At 70.0% G+C, this 16,489-nt stretch carries 14 protein-coding genes; 6 read left to right on the top strand and 8 right to left on the bottom strand.

The window, feature by feature from the left end; all coding sequences use genetic code 11:
* Positions 1–11: 11 nt before the first annotated feature.
* The 3 genes from ACFOSH_RS04605 (at position 12) to ACFOSH_RS04595 (ending at position 2,801) form a co-directional block, all read left to right on the top strand.
* Entirely contained in the window at positions 12–410 is a 399-nt protein-coding gene (locus ACFOSH_RS04605; protein ID WP_378237388.1) for a PPOX class F420-dependent oxidoreductase, read from the top strand.
* Entirely contained in the window at positions 407–1,492 is a 1,086-nt protein-coding gene (gene dapC / locus ACFOSH_RS04600; protein ID WP_449224175.1) for a succinyldiaminopimelate transaminase, read from the top strand. Before ACFOSH_RS04605 ends, dapC begins: the two co-directional genes overlap by 4 nt.
* A 64-nt stretch (positions 1,493–1,556) precedes the next feature.
* Positions 1,557–2,801: an MFS transporter gene (locus tag ACFOSH_RS04595; RefSeq protein ID WP_378237387.1), complete on the top strand. Its 1,245-nt coding sequence runs from the start codon at positions 1,557–1,559 to the stop codon at positions 2,799–2,801.
* Positions 2,802–2,854: 53 nt separating this feature from the next.
* Here ACFOSH_RS04595 and ACFOSH_RS04590 read toward each other — a convergent pair whose 3' ends face one another.
* From ACFOSH_RS04590 to ACFOSH_RS04570, 5 genes are all read right to left on the bottom strand, one after another.
* Positions 2,855–3,508 (bottom strand): LuxR C-terminal-related transcriptional regulator, encoded by a 654-nt coding sequence (locus tag ACFOSH_RS04590; RefSeq protein WP_378237385.1) that lies wholly within the window; start codon positions 3,506–3,508, stop codon positions 2,855–2,857.
* A 583-nt stretch (positions 3,509–4,091) separates the two neighbouring features.
* A complete protein-coding gene (locus ACFOSH_RS04585) occupies positions 4,092–4,736 on the bottom strand; it encodes a LuxR C-terminal-related transcriptional regulator (RefSeq protein WP_378237384.1) in 645 nt (214 codons plus the stop codon).
* Positions 4,737–4,754: 18 nt separating this feature from the next.
* The gene (gene asnB, locus ACFOSH_RS04580; RefSeq protein ID WP_378237383.1) at positions 4,755–6,593 is read right to left on the bottom strand and encodes an asparagine synthase (glutamine-hydrolyzing); all 1,839 of its coding nucleotides are present in this window, start codon (positions 6,591–6,593) and stop codon (positions 4,755–4,757) included.
* Between the two features lie 28 nt (positions 6,594–6,621).
* Positions 6,622–6,882: an acyl carrier protein gene (locus ACFOSH_RS04575; RefSeq protein ID WP_378237382.1), complete on the bottom strand. Its 261-nt coding sequence runs from the start codon at positions 6,880–6,882 to the stop codon at positions 6,622–6,624.
* A 73-nt stretch (positions 6,883–6,955) separates the two neighbouring features.
* Positions 6,956–8,878 (bottom strand): GTP-binding protein, encoded by a 1,923-nt coding sequence (locus tag ACFOSH_RS04570; RefSeq protein WP_378237381.1) that lies wholly within the window; start codon positions 8,876–8,878, stop codon positions 6,956–6,958.
* A gap of 216 nt (positions 8,879–9,094) precedes the next feature.
* Here ACFOSH_RS04570 and ACFOSH_RS04565 point away from each other — a divergent pair, with 216 nt between their 5' ends.
* The 3 genes from ACFOSH_RS04565 (at position 9,095) to ACFOSH_RS04555 (ending at position 13,474) form a co-directional block, all read left to right on the top strand.
* Positions 9,095–10,297: a nucleotide disphospho-sugar-binding domain-containing protein gene (locus tag ACFOSH_RS04565; RefSeq protein WP_378237379.1), complete on the top strand. Its 1,203-nt coding sequence runs from the start codon at positions 9,095–9,097 to the stop codon at positions 10,295–10,297.
* Positions 10,298–10,311: 14 nt separating this feature from the next.
* Entirely contained in the window at positions 10,312–11,931 is a 1,620-nt protein-coding gene (locus ACFOSH_RS04560; protein ID WP_378237377.1) for an NAD(P)/FAD-dependent oxidoreductase, read from the top strand.
* An 85-nt stretch (positions 11,932–12,016) separates the two neighbouring features.
* Positions 12,017–13,474, top strand: a complete 1,458-nt coding sequence (locus tag ACFOSH_RS04555; protein WP_378237376.1) for an FAD-dependent monooxygenase — start codon at positions 12,017–12,019, stop codon at positions 13,472–13,474.
* A 105-nt stretch (positions 13,475–13,579) separates the two neighbouring features.
* Here ACFOSH_RS04555 and ACFOSH_RS04550 read toward each other — a convergent pair whose 3' ends face one another.
* From ACFOSH_RS04550 to ACFOSH_RS04540, 3 genes are all read right to left on the bottom strand, one after another.
* Complete coding sequence (locus ACFOSH_RS04550; RefSeq protein ID WP_378237375.1) at positions 13,580–15,082, bottom strand: MDR family MFS transporter; 1,503 nt, start codon at positions 15,080–15,082, stop codon at positions 13,580–13,582.
* A gap of 78 nt (positions 15,083–15,160) precedes the next feature.
* Complete coding sequence (locus tag ACFOSH_RS04545) at positions 15,161–15,727, bottom strand: TetR/AcrR family transcriptional regulator (protein ID WP_378237373.1); 567 nt, start codon at positions 15,725–15,727, stop codon at positions 15,161–15,163.
* Positions 15,728–15,797: 70 nt separating this feature from the next.
* The gene (locus ACFOSH_RS04540) at positions 15,798–16,352 is read right to left on the bottom strand and encodes a flavin reductase family protein (RefSeq protein ID WP_378237371.1); all 555 of its coding nucleotides are present in this window, start codon (positions 16,350–16,352) and stop codon (positions 15,798–15,800) included.
* Positions 16,353–16,489 lie beyond the last annotated feature (137 nt).

Genomic DNA, 16,489 nt, shown 5'->3' with positions numbered 1-16,489 from the left:
AAGGAGAAACGATGTCGTTCACCCCGGCCGAATCGGCCTATCTCGCCGGACAGACCTTCGCCCGGTTGGCGACCGTCGGGCCGGACGGCCCGCACGTCGTTCCCGTCGGGTTCCACCACGACCCCGAGCTCGGCACCATCGACATCACCGGCCGGGACCTCGCGGCGAGCCGCAAGTTCCGTGACGTGCTGCGGGAACCGAGGGTCGCGCTGGTCGTCGACGACGTCCCGCCGGGTTCCCCGCCGTCGCCGCGGGGCCTGGAGATCCGCGGCACGGCGGAGGCACTGGGCGCCGGGGACGACGCGCTGATCCGCGTCCGGCCCCGCCGGGTCGCGGCCTGGGGGATCGACGCCCACTGGAGCGAAGGCGTCCGAAGCCGTGACCTCACCACGAAGGAGCACAGCGCGTGATCGGCGAACTGCCCGCTTTCCCCTGGTCGGCCTTGATGCCCTTGCGCGCGCTCGCGGCGGGTCATCCCGGCGGCATCGTCAATCTGGCGCTCGGCACCCCTGTCGACCCGTCACCCGACGTGGCGCGCGCCGCGCTGGCGGCGGCGGCCGACGCGCCGGGGCACCCGGCGACCGAAGGCACCCCCGAATTCCGGGAGGCGGCCACCCGCTACCTCAAGCGGCGGCTCGGCGCGGAGGTCGCCGAGACGGCCGTGCTGCCCGCCGTCGGCACCAAGGAACTGATCGCCTGGCTGCCGGCCGCGCTCGGCCTCGGCCCCGGCGACACGGTGGCCTACCCGCGGTTGTCCTTCCCCACCTACGACGTCAGCGCCCGGCTCGCCGGGGCGACGCCGCAGGCGGTGGACCTGACCGCGGGGCCGCCCGCGTTCACGCCGAAACTGCTCTGGCTGAACTCGCCGTCCAATCCGGACGGCCGGATCCTCACCGTGGCGGAACTTCGCGAATACGTCGAATGGGGCAGAAAGCACGGCGTACTCGTGGTCAACGACGAGTGCTACATCGAGCACGGGTGGACTGCGGAGCCGGTTTCGATCCTGCACCCCGACGTCAGCGGCCCCGGCCACGAGGGCGTGCTCGCGGTGCACTCGCTGTCCAAGCGGTCGAACATGGCCGGGTACCGGGCCGGTTTCGTGGCGGGTGACGAACGGCTGGTGCGCACGCTGCTCGAAGTGCGACGGCACGCGGGCCTGATCGTGCCCGCGCCGATCGCCGCCGCGATGACCGCCGCGCTGAACGACGACGACCACGTGGCCGGACAACGGCTCCGCTACCTCCGTCGCCGGACACTGCTGCTGGAAGCCCTGCTCGGCCGGGGTTTCCGGGTCGACGGCTCGGCGGGTTCACTGTTCCTCTGGGCGACCGAGGGCAGGCCGTGCTGGGACACCACGCGGGACCTGGCCGAGCTGGGCATCCTGGTGGCGCCGGGGGAGATCTACGGCCCGGCGGGGGAGAAGCACGTCCGGCTGGCGCTCACCGCCACCGACGAACGGATCGAGACGGCGGTGACCCGGTTGCGCCGGTGATCTCCCGCCCGCGGCGGCGATGTTACGATTTTGGCTTCGCTGAGCCGAAATCCGGAGGCATCGAATGCTGCGTGGGCTGCTGCCCGGGACGAGACCGCTGCGCACCTCCAGGGATTTCCGCCTGCTCTGGCTGTCCGGTTTCGTGACGTCGTTCGGGACCGTGCTCACCCTGCTGGCGATCCCGGTGCAGATCAAGGAGCTCACCGGCTCCCCGCTCGCGGTCGGCCTGATGGGCACGGTCGAGCTGGTGCCGATGATCGTCTTCGGGCTCTACGGCGGCGCCCTCGCCGACGCGATCGACCGCCGGCTGATGGTGCTGTTCACCGAAATCGCCCTCGGTCTGCTTTCGGTCGGCCTGCTGCTGAACGTCCTGCTGGACCGGCCGCTGCTCTGGCCGCTCTACGTCGCCGTCGGCGCCGCGGCGGCGGTGGGCGGACTGCAGGGCCCGGCGATGACCGCGATCGTGCCCCGGCTGGTGCCGCCCGAGCAGATGACCGAAGCGCTGGCGCTCAACTCGTTGCGCGCCAACACCTCGGCGATCGGCGGGACCGCGGTGGCCGGCGTGCTGATCTCCGTACTCGGCCTGCGGGCGGCCTATCTGATCGACATTGTCACCTTCGCGCTGTCCGCGCTGCTGATCTTCTGGGTCCGGCCGCAGCCGGTGGGCAAGCACGCGACGCCGCCCTCGCTGCGCGCGATGGCCGAAGGGGTCCGTTACGCGCTCAGCCGTCCCCTGCTGGTCGGCAGCTACCTCGTGGACCTGGTGGCCACGGCGCTCGCGCTGCCGTTCGCGTTGTTCGCCTTCCTGGCCGCCGACATCGGCGCGCCGTGGGTGCTGGGCCTGATGTTCTCCGCGACCGCGGTCGGCGGCCTCGTCGCGGCGGCGACCAGCGGCTGGTCGTCGCGGATCCGGCGGCACGGCATCGCGATGCTCGTCGCGGCGGCCGCCTGGGGCGTGGCGATGATCGGCGTCGGACTGAGCCCGTGGTGGTGGCTGACCCTGGTGATGCTCGCGTTCGGTGGCGCGACCAACTTCGTCGCGGATCTCTTCCGGGGCACGCTGTGGAACCACGTCGTCCCGGACCGGTTGCGCGGCCGCCTCGCCGGCATCGAGATGCTGGTGGGCTCCGCCGGGCCGCAACTGGGCGACCTGCGGGCGGGCCTGTTCGGCAGCCTGTTCGGGATCCGCCGCGCGGTCTGGACCGGCGGGCTGGCCTGTGTGGCGGGCATCGGCCTGGTCGCCACGGGCGCGCGTTCGCTCGTCCGGTACGAGTACCGGCCGGAGGAGTCGACGGCGCCGGTGAACTGACCACAGGCGGAGAGGCCCGAGGGGCGGGCGGCGATCCACCCCCCGGGCGCGGCTCAGGCGGGGACGGGCAGCATGCCCGCGGCCCGCGCCTTGTTCACCGCGTCGATCCGCGAGACCGCGCTCAGCTTCACGAAGATGTTGCGGAGGTGGCGTTTCACCGTGCCGATGGTAATGAGGAGCCGGCTCGCGATCTCGGCGTTGCTCAGCGCCTCGGCGACCAGCAGGATGATCTCCCGCTCCCGGCTCGAAAGTCCCAGCTCACGGGGGCGCACGATGGACGCGATCCCGACCCGTGAGGTCACGATGAACACCAGTTCGTGGTCTCCGCTCACGCCGCGGACCACGGAGACCAGATGCTCTCCCGAAACGTCTTTCGGGAGGTACGCGCTGACGCCGGAGCCGAGGAAGGCTTCCGCGGAGCCGGGCTGTTCGCCCTGGCTGAGCACCACCACGCGATAGCCGGGGCGCTGGCGGAACAGCCGCGCGAGACCCGCCGCCGGCGTCCGCTTCGGGGCCGCCTCCTCCATTCCGTACAGCACGACGTCGACAGGCTGGCGGTGCAGCACTTCGATCGCCTGGTCCACGCTGCCCACGGCGGCGCAGACGGCGAAGTTCTCCTCGGCGGCGAGGAAGGATTGCAGACCCATCCGGAAGACTGGGTTCGGCTCGACGACCAGGATCCTCGTGGCGTTGTTTGCGTACGGCAAAACATCTCCTTCCGGTCAGGAACGAACACGCGGAGTCACTGTCGTGCCTGTCGGAAGGAATTCTTTCGGTGACGAAGCATTTCGCCCCGTACACCTTTTGTTCTGGTTGTTCGAAACCGGATCAACCATTCTCGGAAAATGGTGTGATCGCAATTTGTAACCCCCAAGCAATACCTTCGTCCCCAGGAACAACTCCCCGTGTACGCGTTTCTATCGAGCGCCTCGGGGGGCTCGTAGCTGAGGTTAACGACTCGCCGAAGCCTTGGAATCGTCCATTGAGGTGACCCGTCGGGCCGCCGCGAGTAATCGTCCTCAAGTGGACAAAGAGGACGAGTATCGCTATATGGTCGCCGTATTCCGGGTAGTAAATGACTGAGTAATGTAGCCTTTACCCGGCAGTGCGGACGCTGGGATTCATCCTCTTGCCCGACGATTAATCACGAATGTGATCCGGAGTCGAACGAGTGCCGAGAGTGATAGTCGAATGGGGTTTCGGCCGCTTTTCGCCCTACTTCGGCGAACGGTCTATCGGCGTCGCAAAGTATAGCACGCGAATTATCCTTGTCGATCGCCTCGGATTCCGCTAAGAGGGCCCGTCATTGCTCCGGGGCGGGATCAGCACCGAGCGGCGGACGGCGTCCATCCGCGAGGCCGCGCCCAGTTTGGCGACGATGTTGTGCACATGCCGTTTGACGGTGCCGTCGCTCAGCTGCAGCGTCCTGGCGATCTGCCGGTTCGTCAGCGAGCGGGCCATGAGCCGGACGACCTCCTGCTCACGCGGGGAGAGCACGGTGCGTTCGCTGGTGAGCAGTGCGGGGAGCGCCGACTGGGGTGCCGAGACGAAGATCCATTCGTCGTTCTGCCCGATCTCGCGGATCACCGAGACCAGATGGTCGTCGGTGACCTCCCTCGGCAGCCTGCCGCGCACCCCCGGCCGCAGCAGCAGCTGTGGCGCGGCGGCCCGGGAGTGCCTGCCGACCAGCAGCAGCACCTGCTGGTCGGCGCGGGCTTCCAGGATGCGGTCCAGACCGGCCTCGAGATCCGAGCCCGGGTCGTCGTCACCCAGCAGCACGAGATCCGGCAGCTCCCGCATGATCAGCGGCGCGGCGGACGGCGCGTCGGCGGCCGAGCCGACCACCCGGAGCCCGGCGGCGCCGAGCACGGACCCCAGCCCGCCACGGAAGACGGGGTTGCTCTCGACGATCAGGACGCGCGGACCGGTTCTCATCGGGCCTCCCGTGCCGTATCAGAGATCGAGCCGGATCCGGTAGCGGTCCAGCCAGGAGTTGAGCCACAGTGCCATCTCCAGGCCGCCGCGGTCATAGGACCGGCTCTGCTCCCGCAGGGGCTTGGCCAGCAGCGCGCGCACCCGTTCGCGGTCGAGCAGCGGCCGCACGGGCGCGTCCGGATCGGCGTCCACCCGGGCCAGTTCCGCCCGGAGCGCCTTCTCGTAGCCGGTGTCCAGCGTCGCCGGGTACGGCGTCTTGGGCCGCTCCAGCACCGAACGCGGCAGGAGGTCGGCGACGGCGGCGCGCAACAGGCTCTTTTCCCTGCCGTCGAACGACTTCCACGCCCAAGGCACGCCGAAGACGTACTGCACGAGCCGATGGTCGCAGAACGGGACGCGGACTTCGAGACCCGCGGCCATGCTCATCCGGTCCTTGCGGTCCAGCAGGGTCTGCACGAACCGGGTCAGGTTGAGGTAGGAGAGTTCCCGCATCCGCCGTTGCGTCCCGCTCTCCCCGGCGAGCCGCGGGACTTCGGCGAGCGCGTCGCGATAGGCGCTTTCCCGGCGCGAGGGCAGGTCGAGTTTGGCGACCAGGCCGCGGTCCAGCAGCGACGTCCCCCCGAAGTACCGCGCCGAACCCGACGTGAGCCAGGGGAAGGTGTCGGCGCCGATCGCGCTCGGGTTGTGGAACCACCGGTAGCCGCCGAACAGCTCGTCGGCGGATTCCCCGGACAGCGCCACCGTCGCGTGCTCACGGATCGCGCAGGAGAGCAGGTACAGCGAGGGCCACATGTCGCCCCAGTACGCCGGCGGGAGGTCGACGGCCCCCAGCACGGCGGCCCGGACGGCGGGGTCGGTCAGCCCGGCGCTGTCGAGGAGCACCTCGTGGTGGTCGGAGCCGACGTGCGCGGCGACCTCCCGCGCGAACGGCGCGTCGGCGCCGCCCCGGACCGCGTCCGGGGTGAACACCGTGGCGGCGTCGGCGAAGTCGACCGAGAACGAGCGGATCCGCCCGGGGCTGTGCCGCGCGGCGAGCGCGGTGATCGCCGAGGAATCCAGCCCGCCGGACAGGAGGGTGCACAGCGGCACGTCGGACACCAGTTGCGCCCGGACGGCATCGGAGAGCAGTTCGCGCACGGTGGAGATCGTGGTGTCGAGGTCGTCCGTGTGCTCCTCGGCCCGCAGCGCCCAGTAGCGCCGCTGGACCGTGCCGGAGGTGCTCACCCGGAGCGTATGGCCCGGCCGGAGTTCCGCCAGCGCCGAAAACACGGCGTGGCCGGGGGTCTTGACCATGTCCAGCGCCTCGGACAGCCCGTCGGCGTCGACGGTCCGCCGCACCGCCGGATGGGCGAGGACGGCCTTGGGCTCCGAACCGAACAGCACCCCGTCGGCGGTCCGGTGGTAGTACAGCGGTTTGACGCCCATCCGGTCGCGGACCAGCAGCAACTCGCGACTCCGGTGGTCCCACACCGCGAAGGCGAACATCCCGTCGAGCCGGTCCGCCAGGTCCTCGCCCCAGCGCAGATAGGCCTGGAGGACGACCTCGGTGTCGCCGCTGGTGCGGAACCGGTGGCCGTGGCCCGCCAGTTCCGTGCGGAGCGCGGCGAAGTTGTACACCTCGCCGCAGAAGGTGATCGTCGCCAGCGGCCGTCCGTCGCCGTACGCCGTCATCGGCTGCTTGCTTCCCACCGGGTCGAGCACCGCGAGCCGCCGGTGGCCGAGCGCCACCGGACCGTCGACGAACAGGCCCTCGTCGTCCGGCCCGCGGCAGGCCATGGTGGCGGTCATGGCCGCCAGCACGTCCCGGTGGCCCGCGAGATCCCGGTCGAAACTCGCCCAGCCGGCGATTCCGCACATGTCGTTCCTTTCGGTGGCGCGAACGGGGTCAGCTGGCCTCTCGGAGGCGTTCGTTGATCTCCGTGAGCAGCACCCGCGGCGTCTTCGCGCTGGCGACGATGTCGTCGCCGACGGTGATGCCGTAGTCGCGTTCGATGCGGTTCACCGTGTTGAACATGGCGAGCGAGTCGTAGCCGAGCGCCTCGAAATCGACGTCCAGGATGTCCCCGGTGTAGTCGACGGTCTCGTCTTCGCCCGCGCTCTCGCTCAGCAGGACGAGCAGTTTGTCGAGGCTCAGGATGGTGCCCATGGGTTCTCCTCGGGAAGGGGTTGTCCGGCCAGGCCAGACAACCCCTTTCCGTTTGAGGGCCCTTGGAGCAGTTTCAGAGCGCGGCAGGGGCGGGCAGCCGGTCCGGCGGCGGGCCCTGCACCGGTTGGTAGCCGGTGACCTCCGTCGAGAGCAGGCCTTCGCCGTGCGACAACCCCGGCAGCTGCTGGTCGAACCGGTGCACCTCACCGGTCGGCAGGGTGCCGCCCAGTTCGGCCCTCGTGCCGCGGATGCTGGACTCGGTCACCAGCCCGCCGAACTCGACCAGCCGGGAGAGCGTCGCGCTCACCGCGTCGGCGGGCAGTTCGATCTCGAACCGGCTGACCGGCTCCAGCACTGCTGTCCCGGCCCGTCGCAGCGCTTCGCCGAGCGCGAGCGGGGTGACCCGGCGGAAGTCGCCCGCGGCGCTGATCGGGCTGAAGTACCCGGTGCGGGTCACCGTCACCGCGCAGTCGACGACCTCCCAGCCGTGCAGACCGCGCAGCAGCGCCGTTTCGACCGTTTCCCCGATCGCCTTGTGGAACGCCAAAGGCAATGAGCCGAGCTCGACGTCCAGCCCGAAGGTCAGCCCCGAGCCCGGAGCGCCCGGCCCGACCCGCAGCCCGAGCGTGGCGAAGAACGGGTTGCGCCCGTCGCCGATCTCCCACACCGATTCGCCGACGCCGGTCGGCCGCTCGACGCAGACCGTCTGCGTCCCGGTGAACTCGACGGCCAGGCCGCGTTGTCCGGCGAGGGTCTCCCGGATGACCTCCTTCTGCACCTCGCCGTAGAGCCGCACCGTGATCCGCCGCGTCTCGTCGTCCTGCGCGACGGTGATCAGCGGGTCCAGCTCGGCGAGTTCCCGCAGGCCGGCGAACAGCGCGGGGGTGTCCGACGGATCGACCGGCCGCACCACGGTCTCCAGACTGGGCGGCGGGAAGTGCGCGGACTCCGTCCTGCCGTCGGCGGCGCCGATCCGGTCGCCGATCCGGATCTCCTTGAGCCCGCTGACCTTCGCGATCCGCCCGGCCCCGGCGGAGGACTCGACGGTGTCCACCCCGCGGTCGAAGACGCGGACCGCCGTGACCTTCCCGTCGAATTCGAGCAATCCGCCGGGACCCGGCCGATGGAACCGGACATTTTCCCGCGCGCACAATTCACCGGAGAAGACCCGGACATAAGCGATCTTTTCCCCCGCGTTGCCGCGTTCGATCTTGAACACGTTCGCCCGCAGTTCGCCGTCGGGGATGGCTTTCCCTGCCCCGCCGAGGAATTCGCGGATTCCCGCCGTCACTTCGGCGACGCCGTCCCCGGTGCGGGCCGAACCGAAGAACACCGGGGAAACCAGGCCGCGGCGGGCCTGCCGGACCAGTTCCGCCCGATAGTCCTTCGCTGTCAACGCGTCCTCGTCTTCGAGGTACGCGGTGAGGAAGGTGTCGCTGTGCTCGGCGAGCACTTCGGCGAGACCCGGTGACGGCGTGAGCTGTCTCGGCGCGCTCCGCGCCTCGACGGTTCCCAAACCGTCCACTTCGGACATCGCGACACAAGTCAGGCTGAGGCGGTCGGTCAGGTCGGCGAGCAGGCTCTCGTACCGGGCGCCGCCCCGGTCGATCTTGTTCACGAAGACCAGGACGGGAATCCGCAGGCGGGCCACGGCGCGCATCAGCACCCTGGTCTGCGCCTGCACCCCTTCCACCGCGGAGACGACGAGGACGACGCCGTCCAGGACGCGTAAGGCGCGCTCGACCTCGGCGATGAAATCCGGGTGGCCGGGGGTGTCGATCAGGTTGACGTGGACGTCGTCCAGCTCGAACGACACGACGGCCGAACGGATGGTGATGCCGCGGCGGCGTTCCATCTCCATCGAATCGGTCTGCGTGTCACCGCTGTCGACCCGGCCGATCCTGTCGATGACGCCCGCTTGATGGAGCAACCGCTCCGTGAGGCTGGTCTTACCGGCGTCGACGTGGGCGAGGATCCCGATGTTGACGTGCTGCATGGATGAATGGCTCCAGTGCTGTCGAAAGGTCCATACGACTGGGGGACTCGACAGCGCACCTCACACCATTCTCCTTTCGACGGAACATCGTTCGATTCGCGATCTTACCAGCAGAACGGCCCGCGCCGGAGCCCTTCACTCGCCGTGCGCTCGAAGTCCTGTCGAAGCCGGCTTCCTAGCGTCCGAAGCCGAACCCGACTCCGGAAGGTAGACGCGATGCGAATTCTCTTTGTTGCCGCGGCAGGGGCGCACGTCCCGTGGATCGTCCCGCTGAGCTGGGCCTGCCAGCTGGCGGGACACGAGGTGCGGGTCGCCGTCCGCCCGCTCGGTGTCCAGGCGCTGTCGAACGCCGGGCTGGCGGTGGTGCCGCTCGGTGACGAGAAGGCCATCCAGGAGGCCCAGAACCGGCACGCGGGCCTGGCGTACAAGGGCAGCCCGCGCACCCTCAAGGGCAACTGGGTCACCCAGCCGGACCTGCTCGACCCCGAACTGCGGGTCGACATGGCCAGCCGGATCCTCGCCGCGGCCGAAGGCCAGGCGGCCGACGCCGTCGAGTTCGCGCGGTCCTGGAAACCGGATCTGGTGGTGCACGATTCGGCGGCGACCGTCGGCCTGGTGGCCGCGGCGGCGGCCGGGGTCCCGGCGATCGGGCACACCTTCGGCTTCGCGTTCGGGTTCGACTACCGCGCGCCCGAGCTGACGGCGGTCTACGAACGGCTGTTCACCCCGCACGGTCTCCAGCCGGTCTTCGACGAGGCGTACATCGACCCGTGCCTGCCCAGCCTCCGCGACCCGCACCGGATCCCGTGGGCGCCGATGCGCCTGGTGTCCTACAACGGGCCGCTGGTCGAGCCGGACTGGCTCGTCCGCCGGGACGACCGGCCGCGCGTCGTGGTCACCCCCGGCCTCACCACCACGTTGCTCGACAAGCTGATCGGCCGGATCGTCGACGGCGTCGGCGGTCTCGGCGCGGAGGTGATCGTCGCGGTCGACCGCGCCTCGCGAGCGGGTATCGCCGCCCGCGACAACGTGCGGATCGTGGAGAACTTCCCGTTCAGCCTGCTGCTGCCGACCGCCGACGCGGTCGTCCACCACAGCGGCGTCGGCACCGGGATGAACACCGCGTCGAACGGCGTCCCGCAGGTCGTCATGCCGCAGAGCGCCGTCCAGGACTTCTGGGCCGAGAAGATCGTCGGCACCGGCGCGGGGATCTCCGTCCCCGACCCGGACACCGCCCCCGCCGACGCGATCGCCGACGCGGTCGGCGCGGTGCTCACCAAACCCGAGTACCGCGACAGCGCGCAGGCCCTGAAGCGGGAGAACGAGGCGCAGCCGGCCCCCGGGCAGCTGGTCGGGCTGCTCGAAGAGTTCGCGCGCGGGGCCGACGCCTGCAACAGCCCGCTGGTCACCACGGCGTGAGCGAAGGGAACGAGATGACCGAGTCCACCGAACGCCACGATGTCATCGTCATCGGCACTGGCCTGTCGGGCACGATGCTGTCGTCGATCCTGGCGCGCAAGGGTTTCTCGGTGCTGATGCTGGACGGCACCCAGCACCCGCGGTTCGCCGTCGGCGAGTCGACGATCGGGCAGACGCTGAGCGTGCTGAAGCTGATCGCCGCCCGCTACGACGTGCCGGAGATCGCCGACCTGGCGAGTTTCAAGACCGTCCAGTCCCGGATCAGCAGCTCGCACGGGGTGAAGAGCAACTTCGGGTTCGCCCTGCACCGGGACGGCGAGGAGCCGGATCCGCGCGAGACCAACATGTTCCGCATCCCCTCGATGATGGGGCAGGCGGCGCACTTCTTCCGCCAGGACACCGACGCGTACATGCTGCACACCGCGATCCGCTACGGCTGCCAGGCCCGGCAGAACTACCGCGTGGACCGCATCGACCTCGGCGAGGACGAGGTCGTCGTGCGCGGGGTGGACGGCACCAGCCATCGCGGCCGCTACCTGGTCGACGCCAGCGGGTTCCGCTCGCCGCTCGCCACCCAGCTGAACCTGCGGGAGCGGCCCAGCAGGCTCAAGCACCACGCCCGTTCGCTCTTCACGCACATGATCGGCGTCCAGCCCGCCGACGACCACCTCGGGTTCGGCCCGGCGGACCAGCCGCCGGTCCCGTTCAACGAGGGCACCATGCACCACATGTTCGAGCGGGGCTGGATGTGGGTCATCCCGTTCGACAACCACCCCGGCGCGACGAATCCCTTGTGCAGCGTGGGAATTCAGCTCGACCCGCGGCGCTACCCCGCCCGCCCCGACCTGACCGCGGAGGAGGAGTTCTGGTCGCATGTCGACCGGTTCCCCGCTGTCGAACGGCAGCTGGCCGGGGCGCGGACGGTGCGCGAATGGGTGCGCACCGACCGGATGCAGTACTCGTCGACGAAGACGGTGGGGCACCGCTGGTGCCTGATGTCGCACGCCGCGGGGTTCATCGACCCGCTCTTCTCCCGCGGTCTTTCGAACACCAGCGAGGTCATCAACGCGCTGGCATGGCGGCTGATCGAAGCCCTGACCGAGGACGACTTCTCGGCTGACAGGTTCGAGTACGTCGAGAAGCTCGAACAGGGCCTTCTCGACTACAACGACCGTCTCGTCAACGGGGCCTTCGTCGCTTTCGAGCACTACGACCTGTGGAACTCGCTGTTCCGGGTCTGGGCGGCGGGCAGTGTGCTCGGCGGCAAGCACGTGCTGAACGCGTTGCGCGAGGCGCGGACCGCCGGCACCGACGCGCCGTTGCGCGCGTTGGACGACACGAAGTACCCCGGGCTGTGGTGCCCGACGGACTTCTACTCCGAGCTGTACGAGGACGTCGTCGGCGCGTGTGAACGGGTGGACGCCGGTTCCCTCGCCGCGGACGAGGCGGCGGAGATGCTCGCCGCGAAGGTCCGCGCCGCGGACTGGATGCTGCCGCCGCTCGGTTTCGACCGGCCCGAGATCCGGTTCATCGACCCGACCGACGAGCGGATGGCGTCGATCGGGGACTGGGCGGCCGCGCATCCGCGGCCGGAGATCCGCGAGCTGCTCGCGTCCGCCGTCCCGACGCACTGACCCCTCCACCCCCGGCCGGTCGCCGGTCCTGCCAGGGACCGGCGGCCGGCCTTTCGCTTTCCCTTGGACACGAAGGAGAATCCGCATGACAGACACCCAGGTGGTGGTCGCGGGCTGCGGCCCCGTCGGCGCCTTCCTCGCCGCCGAACTCCGGCTGGCGGGCGCCTCGGTGGTGGTACTCGAACGGCTCGCCGAACCGGATCCGCATTCGCGCGCGTTCCGGCTGCAGACCCGGACGCTGGAACTGCTCGACCACCGCGGTCTCCTCGGCCGCTTCGAGGCCACGGCGATCAAGATCCCGAAAACGCATTTCGCCGCCATCCGCCCGCCACTGCTCGACCTCGACAAGCTCGACAGCGAGCACCCGTTCACCCTCGGCATCCCGCAGGCCCGGACCGAGGCCCACCTCGAAGCCCACGCCCGCGGCCTCGGCGTCGAGATCCGGCGCGGGCACGAGATCACCGGCGTCGACCAGGACGACGAAGGCGTTCGGATCGCCGTGCGCGGCCCGGACGGCGAGTACGAACTCACCGCCGGCTACCTGGTCGGCTGCGACGGCGGGCGCAGCACCGTCCGGAAACTCGCCGGCATCGGCTTCCCCGGCCGCGCGGGCCAGGTCTCGGCGTTGCTCGGCGATGTCACGCTCGACGCGCCGGACGAGTTCCCGTCCGGCATCCCCGGCACGCTGCGCACCCCGCACGGGCTGGTGATGGCCGTCGGCATGCCCGGCGAGGGCATCCGGGTGTTCACCTGTGAGTTCGGCCGCGAGGTGCCCGGCAGGGACGTGCCGGTGACGCTGGAGGAACTGCGTGCCGCGGTGCGCCGGGTGAGCGGCCGCGACATCGGCATGAGCGAGCCGACGTGGCTGGCGCGGTTCACCGACGCCTCCCGGCTGGCGGACTCCTACCGGAAGGGACGGGTGTTCCTCGCGGGCGACGCGGCGCACGTCCACTTCCCGATCGGCGCGCAGGGGCTCAACCTCGGCCTGCAGGACGCCATGAACCTCGGCTGGAAGCTGGGGGCGCGGCTGGGCGGCCGGGCGGGGGAGGAGCTGCTGGACACCTACGACCGGGAACGGCGTCCCGCGGCCGAGCGCGTCATCCTGGAGACCAGGGCGCAGCTGGCGCTGATGGACCCGGCCGAGACCATCGACCCGGTGCGGGAACTGTTCCGCGAACTGCTCGCGATCGACGAGGTGAACCTGCACCTTTCGCGCCTGCTCACCGGCCTCGACGCGCGATACCCGGCGCCGGAGGGCGCGCATCCGCTGGTGGGCGCGCTGGTTCCGCCGATCGCGCTGGACGGCGGGGTCCGCGTGGCCGAACTGCTGCGCTCGGCGAAACCGCTGCTGCTCGACCTGACCGGGCGGTTCCCGCTGCCGCCGGGCTGGGCGGGCCGCGTCGAGCGGGTCGAGCACAAGGCCGCCGGGGGAACCGGTCCCGGCGCGATCCTCATCCGCCCGGACGGGTATGTGGCCTGGGCGGCCGAGGACGGCGACCAGGGCCTCGCCGAGGCGCTGAGGACCTGGTTCGGAACTTCCTGAGCGAGGGAAGAAGGCCGCCTTGCCGGTGGGGGATCCGGCAAGGCGGCCTTCTTTTATCGGTGTCCTCTGTGGACTGTACACACAGGACGGACACGGGTTACGGGCTCAGACGTCGATCTCGACGTCCTCGTCGACCTTGATGTTCTTCAGCAGGGCGCTGAGCAGGAGGCCGGCGGCGACCACCGGGACGGTCCAGAGGAAGACCTCCGAGATGGCGTCCGCGTAGGCCTGGTGCACCAGCGCCTGGGTTTCGGGCGACAGCGAGCCGACCGACTCCGCCGAGGCGGCCTCCTGGGTCAGCCCGGCCGTGGTCAGCCGTGAGCCGAGCCAGCCGGAGAACAGCGCGGCCATCACGGCGAACCCGACCGCCCCGCCGATCCGCTGGGAGAACGTCCCGGCCGCGATCGCGGCCCCCATGTCGGCCTCGGGCGCGGTCACCTGGATCGCCACCAGCAGCGGCTGCATGCACAGCCCGATCGCGATCCCGAACAGCGCCATGTACGCCATCAGCAGGAACTGGCTGGTGTCCGGCGTCATGCTGGAGAACAGCAGGAGCGACACGATCCCGAGCGCGGTGCCGAGCACCGGGGCCCACTTGTACCGCCGCCACTTGGTGATGAGGTTGCCGCTGACCGTCGAAACCACCATGAGGGCGAGGATGTTCGGCAGTTGCAGCAACGCGGTGTTCGTCGCGGTGCGCCCCATGGCCAGCTGCACGAAGAGCGGCACGAAGGCCGGGACGACGGTGGCCCAGGTGTGCACGAAGACGTTGGCCAGGCAGGCGAGCGTGACCGACGAGACCTTGAACATCCGCGGCGGCATGATCGGCTCCGGCGCCGTGAGCTGCCTCGCCACGAACAGCACCAGCAGCACCACGGACGCGCCGATGAGCAGCAGGATCGTGGAGGAGCTCCAGGCGTACTCGCCGCCGCCCCACGAGGTGACCAGGGTGATCGCCGCGACCAGGCCCGCCAGCAGGACGAAGCCGAGGAAGTCGATCGGCCGGTCGGACCGCTTGGGCGGGAGCTTCAGCGCACGGAAGATCGCCACCAGCGCGATCAGGCCCAGCGGCAGGTTGATGTAGAAGATCCAGCGCCACGACAGCGCGTCGGTGAGCAGGCCGCCCAGCAGCGGTCCGGCGATCGCGCCGACGCCGAGCACACTGCCGAACATGCCCATGTACTTGCCGCGTTCGGCGGGCGGGACGACCTCCGCGATCACGGTGATCGTCAACACCGTCAGCCCGCCGGCCCCGATCCCTTGCAGGGCACGGAAAGCCACCAGCTGGACCATGGTCTGCGCCAGCCCGCTGAGCGCGGAGCCGACGAGGAAGGTGGTCAGCGCGAACAGGTACAGCCGTCGCGTGCCGAACATGTCGGAAAGCTTGCCGTACAACGGGGTGGTGATCCCCGCGACGATCACGTAGGTGTTGAAGAGCCAGGAAAGGTAGGGCAGTCCGTCGAGTTCGCCGACGATCTTCGGCGCGGCCGTCGACACGATCGTCAGGTCCAGCGCGCTGAGCGTCATGCACACCATGATCGAGATGACGATGACGCGCAGCTGGCCGCGCTGGAGACTGCCCGTCTGCGCTTCTTGTTCTGTGGCCATTTCGGTGCCTTCCGGTGGATGAGGGCAGGATCGGGCGCCGGCCCTCCCCCGGGAAAGGGCCGGAAAGTGCGGTGGAGCTCAGAGACCGCGTTCGAGCAGGTCCAGTGCTTCGTCGACGAGGTCTTCGACGGTCTTGTCCGGAACCGACCACGAAGCCCTCGCCGCGCAGTGCATCGCGCCGAACACCGAGGTCACGAGCAGGCTCGGGTAGATCGGATGCGGGGAGGCGTCACCCAGCCGCTCGGTGACGGCGTCGATCAGGGCAGGGAAGATCTCTTCTTCGTCTTCGGGTTGAGCCAGCGTGAGCAGTTCGGGATGCCGTTGCCAGAGCTCGAGTTCGTCCGGCGACGGCGCGTACGAATCGGCGATCTGCTTCGCCACGCCCCGCAGCGACCGCAGCGGCGTTTCGTCCGCGGGCTGGGCGTTGAACAGGTCCAAGAGTTCCTGCGCCGTCCAATTGCTGTCCGGCGTCAACGCTTCGTCCTTGCTGGAGAAGTAGTTGAAGAACGTCCGCGGGGCGATGTCGGCCGCCGTGCTGATGGCGTCGACGGTCACCTCGCCGGGACTGCTCGCCAGGGCGAGCCGGACGGCGGCCATCTTGATCTCGTGCCGTTTCCGGGCGCGATGACGTTCCCTGCGGGACATGGATTGCAGAGTATGCCAACTTTGCACGGTCTGCAAGTTAGAGTACGTGAGCTTCCCGTACCGCCAGTGCTCAGCCTTCGGTGGCATGGGTGAGCGCCACCGCCATCGTGTCCTCGTCGGCGGGCCAGGTGCCGTAGCGACGGCGCCAGTACATGAGCGGGCTCCGCGCTTCGTGCGCCGCGCCGTGCGTGAGCGCGCCCAGCACCACGACGTGGTCCCCGGCGTCCACGGTCCGGACGACCTGGCATTCGGCGTGCGCGACGGTGTCCCACGGCAGCCACGGGAGCCCCGATCGCGGGCTGGCTTCCCAAGGCACGGAAGCGAACCTGTCGCTCGTGCGGGAGGCGAAGAGCACGGAGGTGTCCTCGCGGTTGTCGCGGAGGAAGTTGACCACGAAGCCGCCGCGGTCCACCAGCGCGGCGAGCACGGAACTGGCGCGGTGCAGGCAGACCAGCAACAGCGGCGGGTCCTGCGAGACACTGCACGCGGCGCTGCACGTGACGCCGACGGGCTCGCCGCCACCGTCCAAAGTGGTCACCACGGTGACGCCGGAGGGGAACGCGCTCATGATCGACCGGAACGTCTCCGGATCGACCACCTGCCGGGGGAGTGGGGTTTCCGTCATACCGCTCACGGTGCCGACCGGCCTTCGAGGACGGCTGGTGCCGCCGGGGGCAGAGGGGCGGGGAGGGGAGGGCCGGAGGGGCGGCGGCGGTGAGTGGTCGGTCCAGGTGGTCGTGAGTGGTAAGTGTCGTTAGAACG

The sequence above is a fragment of the Amycolatopsis speibonae genome, assembly GCF_042647925.1.
In the GTDB taxonomy this organism is placed as follows: domain Bacteria; phylum Actinomycetota; class Actinomycetes; order Mycobacteriales; family Pseudonocardiaceae; genus Amycolatopsis; species Amycolatopsis speibonae.
Note: the sequence above shows the minus strand (reverse complement) of the source record. Positions and strands in the feature narration are given on the sequence as shown.